General features: G+C 38.4%; 13 protein-coding genes and 2 pseudogenes. 2 read left to right on the top strand and 13 right to left on the bottom strand.

What is annotated here, in order from left to right; genetic code table 11:
- Positions 1–36 precede the first annotated feature (36 nt).
- On the top strand, positions 37–600 hold the full coding sequence (locus BT1A1_RS03145) for an LOG family protein (protein ID WP_034768015.1): 564 nt from the start codon (positions 37–39) through the stop codon (positions 598–600).
- A gap of 249 nt (positions 601–849) precedes the next feature.
- On the opposite strand, the gene BT1A1_RS03140 is transcribed toward BT1A1_RS03145, so the two are convergent.
- The 4 genes from BT1A1_RS03140 to BT1A1_RS03120 form a co-directional block, all read right to left on the bottom strand.
- Positions 850–1,350 (bottom strand): VanZ family protein, encoded by a 501-nt coding sequence (locus BT1A1_RS03140; protein ID WP_034768013.1) that lies wholly within the window; start codon positions 1,348–1,350, stop codon positions 850–852.
- 97 nt (positions 1,351–1,447) lie between these two features.
- On the bottom strand, positions 1,448–2,098 hold the full coding sequence (locus BT1A1_RS03135; RefSeq protein ID WP_081912254.1) for a hypothetical protein: 651 nt from the start codon (positions 2,096–2,098) through the stop codon (positions 1,448–1,450).
- 491 nt (positions 2,099–2,589) lie between these two features.
- Positions 2,590–3,141, bottom strand: coding sequence for a GNAT family N-acetyltransferase (locus BT1A1_RS03130; RefSeq protein ID WP_034768011.1), 552 nt, complete (start codon positions 3,139–3,141; stop codon positions 2,590–2,592).
- A 499-nt stretch (positions 3,142–3,640) separates the two neighbouring features.
- Entirely contained in the window at positions 3,641–4,897 is a 1,257-nt protein-coding gene (locus BT1A1_RS03120; RefSeq protein ID WP_034768008.1) for an IS4 family transposase, read from the bottom strand.
- Positions 4,898–5,052: 155 nt separating this feature from the next.
- On the opposite strand from BT1A1_RS03120, the pseudogene BT1A1_RS03115 reads away from it, so the two are divergent.
- Positions 5,053–6,264: pseudogene (locus BT1A1_RS03115) on the top strand (NAD-dependent succinate-semialdehyde dehydrogenase); the annotation flags it as partial.
- Between the two features lie 168 nt (positions 6,265–6,432).
- On the opposite strand, the gene alr reads toward BT1A1_RS03115, so the two are convergent.
- The 9 genes and pseudogenes from alr to BT1A1_RS18450 all read right to left on the bottom strand — a co-directional run.
- The gene (gene alr, locus BT1A1_RS03110; protein WP_034768006.1) at positions 6,433–7,611 is read right to left on the bottom strand and encodes an alanine racemase; all 1,179 of its coding nucleotides are present in this window, start codon (positions 7,609–7,611) and stop codon (positions 6,433–6,435) included.
- Positions 7,612–7,952: 341 nt separating this feature from the next.
- Entirely contained in the window at positions 7,953–8,777 is an 825-nt protein-coding gene (locus BT1A1_RS03105) for an aldo/keto reductase (RefSeq protein ID WP_034768004.1), read from the bottom strand.
- Between the two features lie 218 nt (positions 8,778–8,995).
- Positions 8,996–9,550 (bottom strand): thioredoxin family protein, encoded by a 555-nt coding sequence (locus BT1A1_RS03100; protein ID WP_330939311.1) that lies wholly within the window; start codon positions 9,548–9,550, stop codon positions 8,996–8,998.
- Between the two features lie 305 nt (positions 9,551–9,855).
- Positions 9,856–11,286 (bottom strand): Asp-tRNA(Asn)/Glu-tRNA(Gln) amidotransferase subunit GatB, encoded by a 1,431-nt coding sequence (gene gatB, locus BT1A1_RS03095; RefSeq protein ID WP_034768001.1) that lies wholly within the window; start codon positions 11,284–11,286, stop codon positions 9,856–9,858.
- A gap of 12 nt (positions 11,287–11,298) precedes the next feature.
- Positions 11,299–12,756 (bottom strand): Asp-tRNA(Asn)/Glu-tRNA(Gln) amidotransferase subunit GatA, encoded by a 1,458-nt coding sequence (gene gatA, locus BT1A1_RS03090; protein WP_034767999.1) that lies wholly within the window; start codon positions 12,754–12,756, stop codon positions 11,299–11,301.
- Positions 12,757–12,768: 12 nt separating this feature from the next.
- The gene (gene gatC, locus BT1A1_RS03085) at positions 12,769–13,059 is read right to left on the bottom strand and encodes an Asp-tRNA(Asn)/Glu-tRNA(Gln) amidotransferase subunit GatC (RefSeq protein ID WP_034767996.1); all 291 of its coding nucleotides are present in this window, start codon (positions 13,057–13,059) and stop codon (positions 12,769–12,771) included.
- A gap of 613 nt (positions 13,060–13,672) precedes the next feature.
- Positions 13,673–14,125 (bottom strand): YueI family protein, encoded by a 453-nt coding sequence (locus BT1A1_RS03080; RefSeq protein WP_034767994.1) that lies wholly within the window; start codon positions 14,123–14,125, stop codon positions 13,673–13,675.
- Between the two features lie 265 nt (positions 14,126–14,390).
- Positions 14,391–14,900 (bottom strand): helix-turn-helix domain-containing protein, encoded by a 510-nt coding sequence (locus BT1A1_RS03075; RefSeq protein WP_034767992.1) that lies wholly within the window; start codon positions 14,898–14,900, stop codon positions 14,391–14,393.
- 203 nt (positions 14,901–15,103) lie between these two features.
- Positions 15,104–15,258, bottom strand: a pseudogene (locus BT1A1_RS18450) (IS1595 family transposase); the annotation flags it as partial.
- Between the last annotated feature and the right edge of the window lie 14 nt (positions 15,259–15,272).

The following is a 15,272-nucleotide window of genomic DNA, read 5'->3' as shown; positions in this document are numbered from 1 at the left end:
ATAATGATAATAGCATTTCATTAAGGGTGGGAGAATATGAACATTGTAGTATATTGTGGTGCAAGTTTAGGACATAACGACGGATTTATCGTGGCCGCAAAATCCCTTGGCCGGTGGATTGCCAGGAATGGGCATACGTTAGTTTACGGTGGAGGAAAGGCCGGATTAATGGGCGTTCTTGCGGATGAAGTGTTACTACACAACGGAAAAGTCATCGGCATCATTCCGACGTTTTTAGTAGATCGAGAGCTCAGTCATCCCAATTTAACGCGTTTGGAAATCGTGAATTCGATGTCAGAACGCAAAAATAAAATGATTGAATTAGGAGATTGTTATATTGCCTTGCCAGGTGGTCCGGGGACATTGGAGGAAATTTCAGAAGCGATTTCATGGGCACGAATTGGACAGCATCAAAATCCATGTATATTATTTAACATAGACGGTTACTACGATAAATTAAGAGAATTTTATGATGGAATGGTAAAAAACGGATTTATGGCTGAAGCCGATAAAAAGGCCATGTTATTTACCGATTCTTTTACAGAGATCGAAGAATTCATTGCGAATTTTACGCCACCACAAGTAAGAACATATAAATAAAAGGAAACAGCCCACCTACTAAATGTTGATAGATGGGCTGTCTTGTGTGATGTCTAATAATTTGGATTTTGACTTTTCATTTAGCATTTTCACTACTTTTTCGAGCAAATCTTCAGGATAAACTTCTTTCACTCTTTTACAAAGGATTTTTTGAAAACAAATTTTAAATAAGCATTTCTTTTCATCCTTTTAAAGGAACTTATGTCATTCATCTAACGATAGCAGTAAAATTCACACAAACTGTCAAAATTAACCCAGCGTACGCTTTTGCTCTTCACGTCTACGTCTAACGTATCTGCTTACAACTTTAACGGGTATGTAACCGATCATTCCGCCAACGGTATTTAAAATCAAATCATCCACATCAAAACTTCCAAATCGGAAAATGAGTTGTATCAGTTCAAACGTCAAACTTAAACAAAATGTTGCGAGTGCAACCATTTTGAAACTATGAAACTTTTTGGACAACAGTGGAAGGAAAAAGCCAAACGGGATGAACGCGATTATATTTCCCAGCAAATTTTCAAGGCGAATAATGAAATTGATATCATTGGCCAGGAACAAATAATATGCAATCGTCTTAAACGGGATAAAATTGTGATTACCTAGCCAGGGATAGCTTTCAAAATTAAATGTTAAATGATTCATAATCTGTTGAATGGTAAAGTACTTGAATAAAAGTAGTTTTGAGAGAACGAACAGATATAAACAGAGCGCGATTGATAATCCCACTTTAACTGCAGTTCGCACGAGACGAATACCCCCTTGTTTTCCCTTTCTATTCATCCGCTCCAGATGATGTTTTGAAAATCGGTAAATTTTCTAAATATAGTATATCCGTTATTAATCAAGTTTTCCAATACACATTATTAGGCAGTCTCCGTAAATAACCTTTACTTTTTTCTATAATTTTCCCTGTATGAATATCTCGAACGACTACAGTTTCATGATAGTCCGGATCTTCATACCATTCGGAGAAATAGAGACGATCGCCATCCCGAAATAATATGGTCTCATTCTTGCCAATGGCAATTTTCTTTTTTTCCGGCCAAACGATTTCGTAAAAACCGTCATGACCACTTCTGCCGAGAGTAAGTGGGGTCGTCTCGAGCATAAGGTTATAACAATCTTCAACTTCTGATAAAGCTAACTCAGCAATCGTTTCTAATTTTCTCATGATCGGTGTGTATGCTGTGATTTTAATGAGTTGGGCACGAAAATCAACAACTAGAAAATTTAACACTCCATCATTCCAGACGGGCTTGTCCACATAAACATTTTCTTGCAGCTGAAATGGGGAATGGACTTCACCATCCGGGTAATGAATTAAGTGATAATTCAAGCCTTTAAAGAATCCCGTTTTTTCATAAATATATTCGGCTTCATATAAATCACAAAAATCATGCCCTGGTTCCTTTGCGGCGTACCATTCGTAGGTTCCTTCGATTTCTTCAGGATACGTATCTGAAATACCTGTGATTTTTATTATTTTGATCATATTTATAACCCCTTTAATTACGCACACTTTCCTGAAAATATTTTAACAGACAAGTATTCGAGCTGACTTTACAGGCAAAGTGCTTTTCACTCGCTTATTTAGAATAAATAATTTAATTTATAAAAAGGAACAAAAGTTAGAAAATAGTTGACCGGGAAGAATTTGAATTTAACAGTCTGAAATATAAGTACCCTTCTGGTTAAAAAAAGAGGCTGTCCGTGCACTAGCCCTGCTTAAAGAAAAAATTGCCAATAGTATCTTTTCATTCAAATAAGATCAAGTAATCTCTCAATTTTATGAATCACATTTCTTCATGTTTAAAAGGTATCATGGTTTGAACCTTCTGCCTCTGTTTGGAAGAATTGTTAACTTCTGATCATGAGTATCAATTATGTTTAATTACAGTAACCAAAAAATATTCAGGATACCCTCTGGAACTGCTTGCATGTTTCAGCTCTTTCTTGAAAGCCCTGTTTGTTGATTAAGAAGTACTAAAATGACTTCCACTCCCTAGCTAAAAGACCGTAAATAATGTGATCGACATAATGGTCGTATAACCATTCCGCTTGTCTAATCATCCCTTCTTTCTTAAATCCAAAACGTTCAGGAATGGCGCGACTCTTGTGATTGTCGACGGCAACATTCACTTGAATCCTATTTAACTTAAGTTCTTTAAATCCATAATCAACGACACTTTTAAATGCTCGAGACATGATACCTTTTCCTTGGAATTTTTCACCCAACCAATAGCCGATGAATCCTTTTTTGTTTGTCTTATCGATTTCATTAAAACCAATCGTACCGGCGATCTTCCCTTTATAGATAATGGCAAATGACGTTGGATATCCTCCATTTTCTATTAGTTCAGTATGCCCAGATTTAATAAATTGGGTAGTATCTTCAACAGTTTTAGTATGATCAACCCAACCAAGCCATTTTTTTAAATAAGACTTGGATTCCATAATTAAGTTGAAAAATTCTTCTGCATCATCTTCATAAAACATTCTCAATTGCACTTCATCATCAATTTTTTGGATTAGCATGCCAACCATCCTCATGATTATTTTTGTTCTTTTTATTCCATAATACATTAGCCGACAGAACAATACATCTATGAGCGATGTCAACCGTTTACGAGTTACAAACAAATATTCAAGGAATCTCCGGAGCTTCAGCGATTTCCAAATCATTCAATGTGTTCTTTTTGAAAATTGTAAGAGTTGAAAAGGGAAACGCTTATCCTGATTAAAAAAATGCCCGGAAATCGGAAATTTTTTCACGAGATCCGGACATTTGTGGAAAATGTATACTTTGGGGGTATTTCTGCACCTTTAATTATGCAACACATTCGACTTGGTCGCATTTTTATAACCAAATCAGTAGCATTGCATAAAAAGTTTAAACGAATTGTCAAGTAACAAAAATTTGACTGACGAATTATTTACCGAATATTCCGAACATGACTGCCCGTCCAAAATTAAAATGGTTGATAAGGAACTAAAGGTAGTCCTTATCCACGAATTTTCAGACTATTTAAATGACCTATAGGAACAACGGATCGTACGTCAAGTCGTCTAAGTGCGACACCTCGCCTACTTCAAATTGCTGGACAATGAAATCGAATTCTCTATCCCAGTGGAAAGGCCTTCGGCCTTTTGAAGTTCGTTTTGGTTTTCGGAATAATGATATGATGAATACATTCAAGCCTTTGAAGAGGCAGTCAACCAAACATCGCTGGACATTAAGAAGGCTGCCTTCATAATGGTATTTCAGTTTCATCAGCACTTGCAGGCAGTAGGTGATGAGTGCAATCCAAATCTGGTTATATACAGCATTTTCACTTTTACCGTAAAAGGTTTTAATCTTTAAATGCTGCTTCATCCATTTGAAGAAGATTTCAATTTTCCAGCGATACCGATATAAATCGGCAATCTCTTTCGCTGTTAGATCGAAACAATTCGTCACGATCGTTACTGTTTTTCCATCCTGGTCTTTTGTTTCGATTAAACGAAGGGGGTGTTGCATCTTTGTTCCATTGACATGGTTACCAAGGTAAACTTCGGCATCTTTAAAAATAAGCTTTTCTGGATCGGGTGCTTGTTGATTTAACACTTCGATTTCAGCGTTTTTCTTTAAACGGGTGATAAACCGAAGGTTTTTCAAACAGTAGTGGTCAAACTTCTTATAATCGACATACCCTCTGTCAAAAAGATAGATGGCATCGGGTTCGATTTCCACCAATTCATCCATTTGTGTACGATCGGCATGTTTGGCAGGCAGTATAATCGCTTTATCCGGTATGATCTCATTTTTCGTGACCACTACTCGTAAATGAAGTCGAACACCAGCCTTCGTTTTGCGAAATGACGCCCAGGGATATTGAGAAAGACACATACTCATCGTAGATGAGTCAATGACGTACAGCTTGCCTATATTGCGTATAATCGATTTTTTTTTCGTACGAGCAAGTATTACTCTTACGAGATAATGAAAGATCCTTTCAAACATCTCAGGAGTTAGGATTCGCTGTTTTCGTGAAATTTGCGAGGTGCTGATTTCTTTAAGAAGAAAGCTTTCCTGCATTTCTTCCTTATTCTTCAATTTTTGCGAAATACGGTTCAGACTTTCCATTTGATCGATTTGGGCAACAATCATTAATTGAAAGAATTTGTAGGCCGTAAATTTCTTGACGTACTTATCAATATCCTTGACATTGATTAAATCATAGAACTTTTCCTCATTAATTACCTCAAGTAGTTCCTTTATCGTGAATTTTATGCTATCCTTATCCTTGTCCATAGTTTGATTCTCCTTTTAATTAGGTTTTGGACAAGGACTACCTAACCTAATTATAAGGAGATTTTTTTATTGCCCATGGACAAAGATTTTACAAAATCAGGAAATATTTTTTATAAAAAGGCTTGACTTTTAAAAATTAATTTAATGCAAAGCTACTGATAATGGATAATAAAACAGAAATAGCCGAAACATTGACGCTTGAGCAGGGAAAACCGATGAAAGAAGCATTGGGCGAGATTACATATGGGGCAAGTTTTGTTACTTGGTATGCTGAAGAAGCAAAACGAATTTACGGTGAAACGATTCCCGCTTCAGCTGTCAATAAGCGGATACTTGTCTTGAAACAGCCAGTCGGTGTTGTCTGTGCGATTACGCCATGGAATTTTCCGGCTGCGATGATTACGCGAAAAGTAGCTCCTGCACTTGCTGCCGGATGTACGGTGGTTATCAAACCTGCGGAACAAACACCGTTGACGGCCTTGAAACTTGCTGAAGCCGCGGAAAAGGCCGGGATTCCAAAAGGGGTCATTAATTTTGTCACCGGGGATGCTGCAGAGATTGGTGATGCTTGGTTAAAAGACTCACGGGTTCGAAAATTGACTTTTACCGGTTCAACTGAAGTCGGCAAGCTGTTAATGCGTGGCTCCGCAGATACGGTGAAAAAAGTGTCATTAGAGTTAGGCGGGCATGCACCATTTATTGTTTTCCCTGATGCTGACCTGGATGAAGCAATAGAAGGGGTAATGGTTTCAAAATTCCGGAATAATGGGCAAACTTGTGTCTGTGCCAACAGAATCTATGTTCATGAGTCAATTTTGGATGAGTTTGTAGAAAAATTCTGTGCAGAGACAAAGAAATTAGTTATTGGTGATGGTCTAAATCCGGAAACACAAATCGGACCGCTTATTGATGAGGCCGCTTTTAAAAAAGTGGAAAGTCATATTGAAGATGCCCTTTTGAAAGGCGGTAAAATTGAATATGGTGGCGGTCGAGTCATTGAATTGCATGACGGCTATTTTGTGCAACCGACGATTATCAGTGGTGTTACAGAAGATATGAAAATTATGCAAGAGGAAACATTCGGTCCGGTCGCCCCGGTTATTTCCTTTCAAGACGTTGAGGATGTGATTGAGCGTGCGAACAACACACCGTATGGACTTGCCGCCTATATTTTTACGAGGGATTTACAAACAGCCATTACCGTTTCCGATCGACTGGAATACGGCATTGTCGGTATCAATGACGGACTTCCCTCTGTTGCCCAGGCTCCATTCGGAGGAATTAAAGAAAGCGGTATCGGACGAGAAGGTGGCCACCACGGGATTGAAGAATTTTTAGAAGTGAAATATGTTTCTATTAAAATCTAAAAAGGATTGTCCAAAAGTGGCAATCTAGTCATTGTATCAAACTTTTCAAACATGAAAGGGGCAGCCAAAAGTCGAAAAATTGACTTTCCTGATAGCCCCTCGCGTATGATTTATGCTTTTTTAAGAAGAATGTTGAATGATCAAATCGTTGTATCGAACTTAGCCAAATTATCGATTTTCTGCATTTAGTAGACTTTTAACCCCTTGGATAACACCGTTTTTGATAAATACCCTTGGAATTCGTTTTCCAATCAAGCAAGTCGTTTCATAGTGTATCGTCCCCATCTGCTCGGCCACTTCATCCAAAGAAATAAAGCCGTCGTTCACGTCACCAAATATCGTCACAACGTCATCCGTATGAACATCTCGAATATCCGTTACATCAATCATCGACTGGTCCATGCAAATCCGCCCAACAATCGGCGCCCTCTCACCTTTCACAGTCACATGGCCTTTATTCGAAAGTGACCGGGAAAAACCGTCTGCATAACCGATCGGAATTGTGGCAATGATTGATTTACGTTCCGGTGCAAATGTACATCCGTAACTAATCGGTTGACCGGCATCTACCGTTTTTACAAATACCGGTTTCGTTTTTAAGCTCATCACTTGTTTTAATGAAGGAAGTTTTTCTTTCAAGTGTTCTGCCGGGTACAAACCGTAAAGACTAATACCGACACGAACCATATCCATATGCATTTCCGGAAAGGCGATGGTTGCCGCACTGTTACAACAATGCTTGATCGGAATGTGAATTTGATTTTCTTCAAATAAATTGATCACTTCAGTAAATTTTTTGTACTGTTGGTAAGTATAAGTCGGATCTGTCGAATCAGCGTCGGCAAAATGAGTAAAAATCCCTTCCAACTCCACAAAATCAGAATGGATGGACGTAACAAGTTCCAATGCTTCTACCTTATGATTAACACCGATTCGAGTCATTCCAGTATCGATTTTTATATGAACACGGGCAAGTTTTTTAGACTCTTCGGCAACTTGAGAAATCTTCTCCAAAACATCCCGGGTAAAAACGGTTAAGGTAATATCATTTAAAATCGCTTCTTTTACTGCCTCTTTCTGTGTAAACCCAAGAATTAATATTGGTGCAGTAATACCGGCGTTACGCAGTTCGATTGCCTCGTCTAAAAATGCAACCGCCAAGTAAGCTGCACCTGCATCTAATGCCGCTTGAGCGACTTCAATGGCGCCATGACCATAACCATCTGCTTTTACAACTGCACAAAATTTCGTGTCAGGTTTTAAATGTTTAAGAAATGTTTTTACATTATGTTGAACGGCATCTAAAGATATTTCAGCCCATGCATCACGATAACTACCATAACTCATTTAGATCCTCCTAGTATGGCACTTTAAAATGGTGTATAAATATTAATATTATCAGTATACGCCCCTTGAAAATGAAAGACAACCCAACAATCGGATTCTAAAAATAAATTCTTAAGAAATGACAAAGGGGAAAATACGATAAGCATGAAAAAAGTTGGAGTGTTTTATGGGTCGAGTTACTAACCAAAAAATAGATACCATTAATATGCATGTTAACAAATATTTAATGTTTCATGCGTCAAGCTCACGGCTAACAAAAAACGGTCTCCATCGCAGGTATGAAGACCATAAGTGATCATTTGGAATCGGACAGTCACGCAAACTGTCTTTAAATCATTTATTTATCTCTTGTTGAATTCGCTCGGTACAGCACCGATTCGCAAATTTCTGTCCAATGCCGTCATTTTTTCCATATCTTCCGCTGTTAATTCAAAATCAAATACATCAAAGTTTTCCTCGATACGTGAAGGTGTGACCGATTTCGGAATCGTGATAACCCCCGTTTGCAAGTGCCAGCGAAGAATGACTTGAGCTGCTGTTTTTCCATGGGCTTTCGCAATTTCTTTCACAACGGAATCATTTAATACATCTTTTCCATTCATTAACGGACTGTAGGCTTCAATGATAATATGATGTTTTTCACAAAAATCTTGGAGCTCCCTCTGTTGGAAATACGGGTGACGTTCCACTTGATTAACAACCGGGACAACTTCACATTCATTAAGCAAGCGTTCTAAGTGCTCGATATCAAAATTGCAAACACCTATTGCTTTGGCACGCCCGTCTTTATAAATTTTTTCCATTGCTTTGTATGTATCGACATATTGGTCATATTTTGGTGTCGGCCAATGGATTAGATATAAATCGATATAATCAAGGCCAAGACGTTCCAAGCTTGCATCAAATGCTTTTAATGTATTTTCATACCCGTGGTCTGCATTCCATACTTTTGTTGTAATAAAAAGTTCTTCACGGGGAACATTGCTTTCCTTTATGGCCCGACCAACCCCTTTTTCATTTCCGTAAATCATTGCCGTATCAATGGAACGATAGCCAACTTCCAACGCTTTTTTTACAGCAGGTGTTGCTTGTTCGTCGGATACTTGCCAAACACCAAAGCCTAACTGTGGCATTTTTAAACCATTGTTTAATGTGATATAGTCCATTTATTATCCTTCCCTTCCATGAATGATCATCTAATATACCATGCTCGGATTAAAATCCGTATTATTAACTATTTTTCACCTTAACGGGCAGTTAGTCCTACAACCTTACACCTCAAGATTTTCAAGTTTTACAAAGGATAATTGTGGTACGAACTGCCCCCAAGCGTCCGATTAGTTCAACTAACCATCAGTGGGAAGAGAACCCGCCGATGGAAGTTTCACTTTATTTTCCCTATTATGCTCGTGGCAACTAGTTTCCATACTTGTTCATCTTCCAAGAAATGTTTTTTCATGGCTTTATACATTTCCTTTTGTTTTTCAGAGAATTCCGGTGCTTCTTTGTTTGGTAATTTGGCACGCTCACGTTCAACATATTCCTGAACTTCCGGTGCCCTTGGTCCCCATACGGCATATTCCTCTCCTTTTTCATCAATAAATATGTATATAGGAATTGATCTGGACGTCCCATTCGTTAAATATTGATCCATCAGCTCAAGATTTTGATCACGGAGAAGAAACCGAACTTCCACTCCAGCGGTTTCAGCAATCTTCATGAATATTGGGTTGTTAAGCATGGCATCACCGCACCAATCCTCGGTTATTACAATTGCTCTTAAGTTCTTTCCTTTTAAATTTTTTAAAGTTTCGACGTTCCCTGGACTTAGTTGAAACCGTTCGTATATGGAAAGCATTTCTTCTTTATTGACAGTCATTTGATCAATATACTGTCGATAAGTCATTCCTTTTTCATACCACTGGATAAGTGTTGCCACATAACCACCTCACCGTAAATATTGAATGTACTTATAATTATAAAGTTTTTGAGATGGAATTTACATTCTTTTGATTTGTGATTTTATGAGCAAATATATTTTATTTTAATATAGTTTTTTGGCTTGTGACTGAATGAACAAAAACACTATTATTCTTTTCGGACTGAATTTGGTCGCGAGAACTTGGGCTCAGGGACACTTTTCCGGCTACCACCGCTAAATTCGCCCTCAAGAGCTTGAATTTTTACCTGTACTTTTTTCTGAAAAAAAGGAACCGCCTAACGAAACGGTTCCCTCATCTCATATTATCGTTTTTTAATTTCTTCTAGTAAAATCTTGTTCAATAGCTGCGGGTTGGCTTGTCCTTTTGTTACCTTCATGATTTGACCAACAAGGAAGCCGATTGCCCGGTCTTTCCCGTTTTTATAGTCCTCAATAGATTGCGGATTGGCATCCAAAGCCTCGGTGACGAATTTCAACAATGTTGCTTCATCAGAAATTTGGACGAGTCCTTTTTCTTTCACGATTTTTTCCGGATCGCCGCCTTTTTCGACGAGCTCTTTAAATACTTTTTTCGCTAATTTAGATGATAAAGTGCCTTTTTCAATCAATTTGATCATACCAGCTAAACTTTCCGGTGTTAAAGCAATATCGTGAAGTTCTTTTTGTTCAGCGTTCAAATAAGCACTAACTTCACCCATGAGCCAGTTGGAGGCTTGTTTTGCGCCTGCCCCGGCTGCAACTGTTGCTTCAAAGAAATCCGACATTTCTTTCGTTAATGTCAAGACCATTGCGTCATATGCAGGAAGACCAAGTTCCTCCACATAACGTTTTTTTCGTGCATCCGGAAGTTCCGGAATCTCCCGCCGAACGCGTTCTTTCCATTCCTCATCAATATATAAATCAACAAGATCCGGTTCCGGGAAGTAACGATAATCTTCAGAACCTTCTTTTACCCGCATCAAAATCGTTTCACCGGTTGCCTCATCGTAACGGCGCGTTTCTTGACGGACGACCCCGCCGGATAAAAGAACTTTTTCTTGCCGCTTAATTTCGTATTCAAGACCTTTTCGAACAAAGTTAAACGAGTTTAAGTTTTTCAATTCGGTTTTCGTGCCAAACTCCTCTTGTCCGATTGGGCGGATGGAAACATTGGCGTCACAACGTAAGGAACCTTCTTCCATACGGACATCAGAAACGCCGGTGTATTGGATAATCGATTTCAATTTTTCCAAATAAGCATACGCTTCTTCCGGTGTACGGATATCCGGCTCAGACACAATTTCAATGAGCGGCGTTCCTTGACGGTTAAAATCGACTAATGAATAACCATCGTTTCCGTGGAATAATTTTCCTGCATCTTCCTCTAAATGAAGACGAGTAATTCCAATTTTTTTCTTTTTCCCGTCGACTTCAATTTCAATCCAGCCATGTTCGCCGATTGGTTTGTCATATTGGGAAATTTGGTAGGCTTTCGGATTGTCCGGATAAAAATAGTTTTTTCGGTCAAATTTTGTTTCGGTTGCGATCTGGCAATTAAGAGCCATTGCTGCTTTCATTGCATAGTTAACCGCTTCTTTATTTAATACAGGCAGTACGCCGGGATAACCTAAGTCAATCACATTCGTATTTGTATTTGGTTCTGCGCCAAAATGGGCCGGTGCAGGCGAGAAAACTTTCGATTGGGTTTTTAACTCAACATGCACTTCTAAACCGATAACAGCTTCGAAATTCATCCTTTTCACCCCTTACAGTTGTGGTTTTTGTTTATGATAGTCAGTAGCTTGTTCAAATGCATGTGCAACACGATAAACAGTCGCTTCATCAAAATGTTTACCGATAATTTGTAAACCAATTGGAAGTCCGTTGTCAAAACCGCATGGAACGGAAATCCCCGGTACGCCTGCCAAATTAACAGGTATCGTTAAAAGATCATTCGCATACATCGTTAACGGGTCATCAATTTGGGCGCCAATTTTAAATGCCGGTGTTGGTGCTGTCGGTCCAAGAATCACATCATATTTTTCAAACACTTTATCAAAATCTTGCTTGATTAATGTCCGTACTTGTTGCGCTTTTTTATAATAGGCATCATAATAACCGGAACTTAGGGCAAACGTTCCAAGCATAATCCGTCGTTTAACTTCATCACCAAATCCTTCAGAACGGGTCTTTTTGTATAAATCAATTAAGTTTTCAGCTCCTTGTGCCCGGTAACCGTAACGAATCCCGTCAAAACGAGCCAAGTTGGATGACGCCTCAGAAGAAGCAAGTAAATAATAGGTTGCTACACCATATTTCGAATGCGGAAGGGACACTTCTTCCCATGTCGCACCTAATTTTTCTAAAACTTTCAGTGCTTCTAAAATGGCGTTACGTACGGATGCTTGGACACCTTCCCCCAAATATTCTTTAGGGACGGCAATCCGTAATCCCTTTACATCTCCGGTCAGTTGTTCTACATAGTTTGGAACCGGAAGATTGGCGGAAGTTGAGTCATATGGATCAACACCGGAAATCGCTTGAAGTAAATACGCATTATCTTCAACATTCCTCGTGATTGGTCCGATTTGATCTAGGGAAGACGCAAAAGCAACCAATCCAAATCGGGAAACGCGACCGTATGTAGGTTTTAATCCAACGACACCACAATAAGCAGCCGGCTGACGAATCGATCCACCGGTGTCAGAACCTAATGTGAATGGAACTTCTCCGGCAGCAACCGCAGCAGCCGAACCACCGGAAGACCCACCCGGAACATAGTCTAAATTCCAAGGATTGTATGTTCTTTGATAGTGGGAAGTTTCGGTCGATCCACCCATGGCAAATTCATCCATATTCAATTTTCCAATCATGACTGTTTCGGCATTATGTAATTTTTGCATAACCGTTGCATCGTAAATCGGGTCAAAGTTTTCGAGAATTTTGCTCGCACAAGTGGTACGAACACCTTTTGTCACGATATTGTCCTTAATTCCGATCGGCATACCAAATAAAATACCGGTTGAATCGCCGCCAGCAAGTTTTTCATCTAACTGTTTTGCTTTATTCCGAGCATTTTCTTCATCTAAGGTTAAAAAGGCTTGGACTTTACCTTCCACTTCCGAAATTCGTTTAAATGACTCATCAACTAAGTCCGAAACGGAAACTTCCTTTTTTTGTAAAAGCTCATGTAAATCTCTCATTTTATGGTCAAATAGTGACATGGATATCCCTCCTTACTCAAGAATAGATGGTACACGGAAAAGTCCATCTTTATGGTCTGGTGCATTTTTTAAAACTTCTTCCCTTGGTAAACCGGGAACAGCCACATCTTCACGCAATACATTTTTAATATCAAGAACGTGGGATGTTGGTTCTACATTGGTTGTGTCAAGTTCGTTCAACTGTTCGGCAAAACCGATAATGGCGTCCAATTGAGTCGTGAACTTTTCGATTTCTTCCTCACTGAATGACAATCTGGCTAAATCAGCCACATGCTTTACTTGTTCTTTTGAAATTCTGGACATGATTTCACCTCCACATTTTTCAGAAAAAAATGATCCAATAGAAGCAAATGCAATCGTATTTCGCAATGCATTTTGCAAAACTATCTACTATTTTACCATGTTTTACAAGATTTCCGAAATAGAAGGGAAAAATTCTTTTTATATGTGGCGGAATTGCGGTCTACAATAAAAAACTCTGTGGTGAGCCTAGCGCTACATGAGGGTCTATGAGACAAAAACGACGGAATTTGAAACAGAAGTGTCTCATAGAACAGCTCTATGGGACAAATTTAGTTGAAAAGTAAAATAAAATGTCCCATAGAATTCCCGGATTCACGGTCTATGGGACAAAAACGACGGAATTTGAAACAGAAATGTCTCATAGAACAGCTCTATGGGACAAAATTAGTTGAAAAATAAGCTGAAATGTCCCATAGATGTACCGGATTCACGGTCTATGGGACAAAAACGACGGAATTTGAAACAGAAATGTCTCATAGAACAGCTGTATGGGACAAATTTAGTTGAAAAGTAAAATAAAATGTCCCATAGAATTCCCGGATTCACGGTCTATGGGACAAACTACTGTGCCTTACGCACAAATAAGTGCTTGAAGAATCTTCAATATGACAAGTTAGGAAAATAATTTTTTGAAAAATCCCTTTACGCCATTCTCAGTTGTGTCCAAATTGTCTTTAATCGTTACAGATTCAGACTCATCCGAAACAAAGATATTCTCTTTATCTACCGCATAATCGTGGGCAAGGACAAGACCTATGTCGGTATCATGTTCCTTATTTTCAACGATGGTAAAAGGAATATTGTACTTATTTGCAATTTTCACATACTTACTTAAATATTCGTAGTCGACTGAACCGTTCAGTAATAGCTTTGCTTTTGCGTTCTTTTTCATTTCTTGTTCAACTTCTTTGTATATGGTTGATTTATACACTTGGCTTACAGTTAAGGCAACAACAATTCGCTCCCGGAACGTACCAAGAAATTTCTTTTTCTCCTCGGGGTTTATTTCCTTTTTCCCATATATTCCTTGGTTTAAGTAATCTTCTAAGTTTGGTCCATTCTGCATGAAGTTCACCCTTATTATTTTTTTCGCCTCTACCAGTTATTATATAATAAATTGTGCAGAAATTTACATGTTCTGAGGTTTTTATTATTATTAAGATAATGGTTGATGTGCCCTCTATTCCCAAAATCCCTCAATACCAATTATTTTTTAAAAGGCTATGTCACAACAAATAGTTGATAAATGAGATTTTTTTGTATGAGAGCATTAAAACTCTCCTACAATCTGGGATTTTGAAGTCTGAACTGTACCCAAAAATAGAGAAGTTTTATACTTTCTTCCGTGTCAAGAAAATTCCAACGATTGCCCCTATAAGGATAATCGGTGCTAATCTGACAAACAGCCATTCAAATGCGTGAAAAATTACTCCGATAACGGTGGTTTCAGGGTCATTATAATTCCAACCTAAGTAAGGACTATTTAATACTATTAAGACCGCAGAAATTGTTACTATGACCGTACACAATGAGATAAGTAGCCAATGAAGTATTTTTCTTCTCGTGGTTTTCCTTTGTGCAAGTTGTAAGTTTATAATCTCCAGTTTTTCGGAAATCGCTTTTAAGTCATCAACTTTCGACTCAATAACAGTTTCCCCAAGCAAAGTGCTTACCGGTGTTTCAAGCACTTCCGATATGGAGATTAACATATCAGAATCGGGAACTGACAATCCTCGCTCCCATTTAGAGATTGTTTGTCGCACCACATTCAGCTTGATAGCAAGTTCTTCTTGCGAAAGTCCTTTTGATTTTCTGATTGCTTTAATGTTTTCGCTTAACATTAGGGATAACCTCCTTTCTTTCAGTCGTTACCACTATTGTATGAGGAACTGCCCGTTGCTACAAGCAACGCATATTAACATTCAAGATTTATAGTCGTGGTAAGCTGTTGGGTATATTAGTGAGGAAGAACTAAAGCTCGTAAAATTGTTCTATATATCTTCTATTTATCCAACAAAAAGACAAATTATGATTTGTATAATTCTTATGCGACCAGTGGAACTGCTGGTCTGTTTGATAAATCTCTACATTTATCTGTTTTCAATTTGGCCAACACGAAAGTCAAAAAGATGTTCCTTTTCTCTATATCACTTTCCTTGGCTTGGCATAGTTTACAAGGTTGTTCCATACAAGATAGTTGCAAACCATATGTT

The organism is Caldibacillus thermoamylovorans (assembly GCF_000751775.1).
GTDB lineage: Bacteria > Bacillota > Bacilli > Bacillales > Caldibacillaceae > Caldifermentibacillus > Caldifermentibacillus hisashii.
Note: the sequence above shows the minus strand (reverse complement) of the source record. Positions and strands in the feature narration are given on the sequence as shown.

Excerpts from the sequence above, each read along its gene's own strand:
- gatB (WP_034768001.1), bottom strand. The coding sequence starts at position 11,286 with ATGAATTTCGAAGCTGTTATCGGTTTAGAAGTGCATGTTGAGTTAAAA.
- BT1A1_RS03080 (WP_034767994.1), bottom strand. The coding sequence starts at position 14,125 with ATGCAGAATGGACCAAACTTAGAAGATTACTTAAACCAAGGAATATAT.
- gatA (WP_034767999.1), bottom strand. The coding sequence starts at position 12,756 with ATGTCACTATTTGACCATAAAATGAGAGATTTACATGAGCTTTTACAA.
- alr (WP_034768006.1), bottom strand. The coding sequence starts at position 7,611 with ATGAGTTATGGTAGTTATCGTGATGCATGGGCTGAAATATCTTTAGAT.
- BT1A1_RS03120 (WP_034768008.1), bottom strand. The coding sequence starts at position 4,897 with ATGGACAAGGATAAGGATAGCATAAAATTCACGATAAAGGAACTACTT.
- BT1A1_RS03075 (WP_034767992.1), bottom strand. The coding sequence starts at position 14,900 with ATGTTAAGCGAAAACATTAAAGCAATCAGAAAATCAAAAGGACTTTCG.
- BT1A1_RS03145 (WP_034768015.1), top strand. The coding sequence starts at position 37 with ATGAACATTGTAGTATATTGTGGTGCAAGTTTAGGACATAACGACGGA.
- gatC (WP_034767996.1), bottom strand. The coding sequence starts at position 13,059 with ATGTCCAGAATTTCAAAAGAACAAGTAAAGCATGTGGCTGATTTAGCC.
- BT1A1_RS03130 (WP_034768011.1), bottom strand. The coding sequence starts at position 3,141 with ATGCTAATCCAAAAAATTGATGATGAAGTGCAATTGAGAATGTTTTAT.
- BT1A1_RS03135 (WP_081912254.1), bottom strand. The coding sequence starts at position 2,098 with ATGATCAAAATAATAAAAATCACAGGTATTTCAGATACGTATCCTGAA.
- BT1A1_RS03105 (WP_034768004.1), bottom strand. The coding sequence starts at position 8,777 with ATGGACTATATCACATTAAACAATGGTTTAAAAATGCCACAGTTAGGC.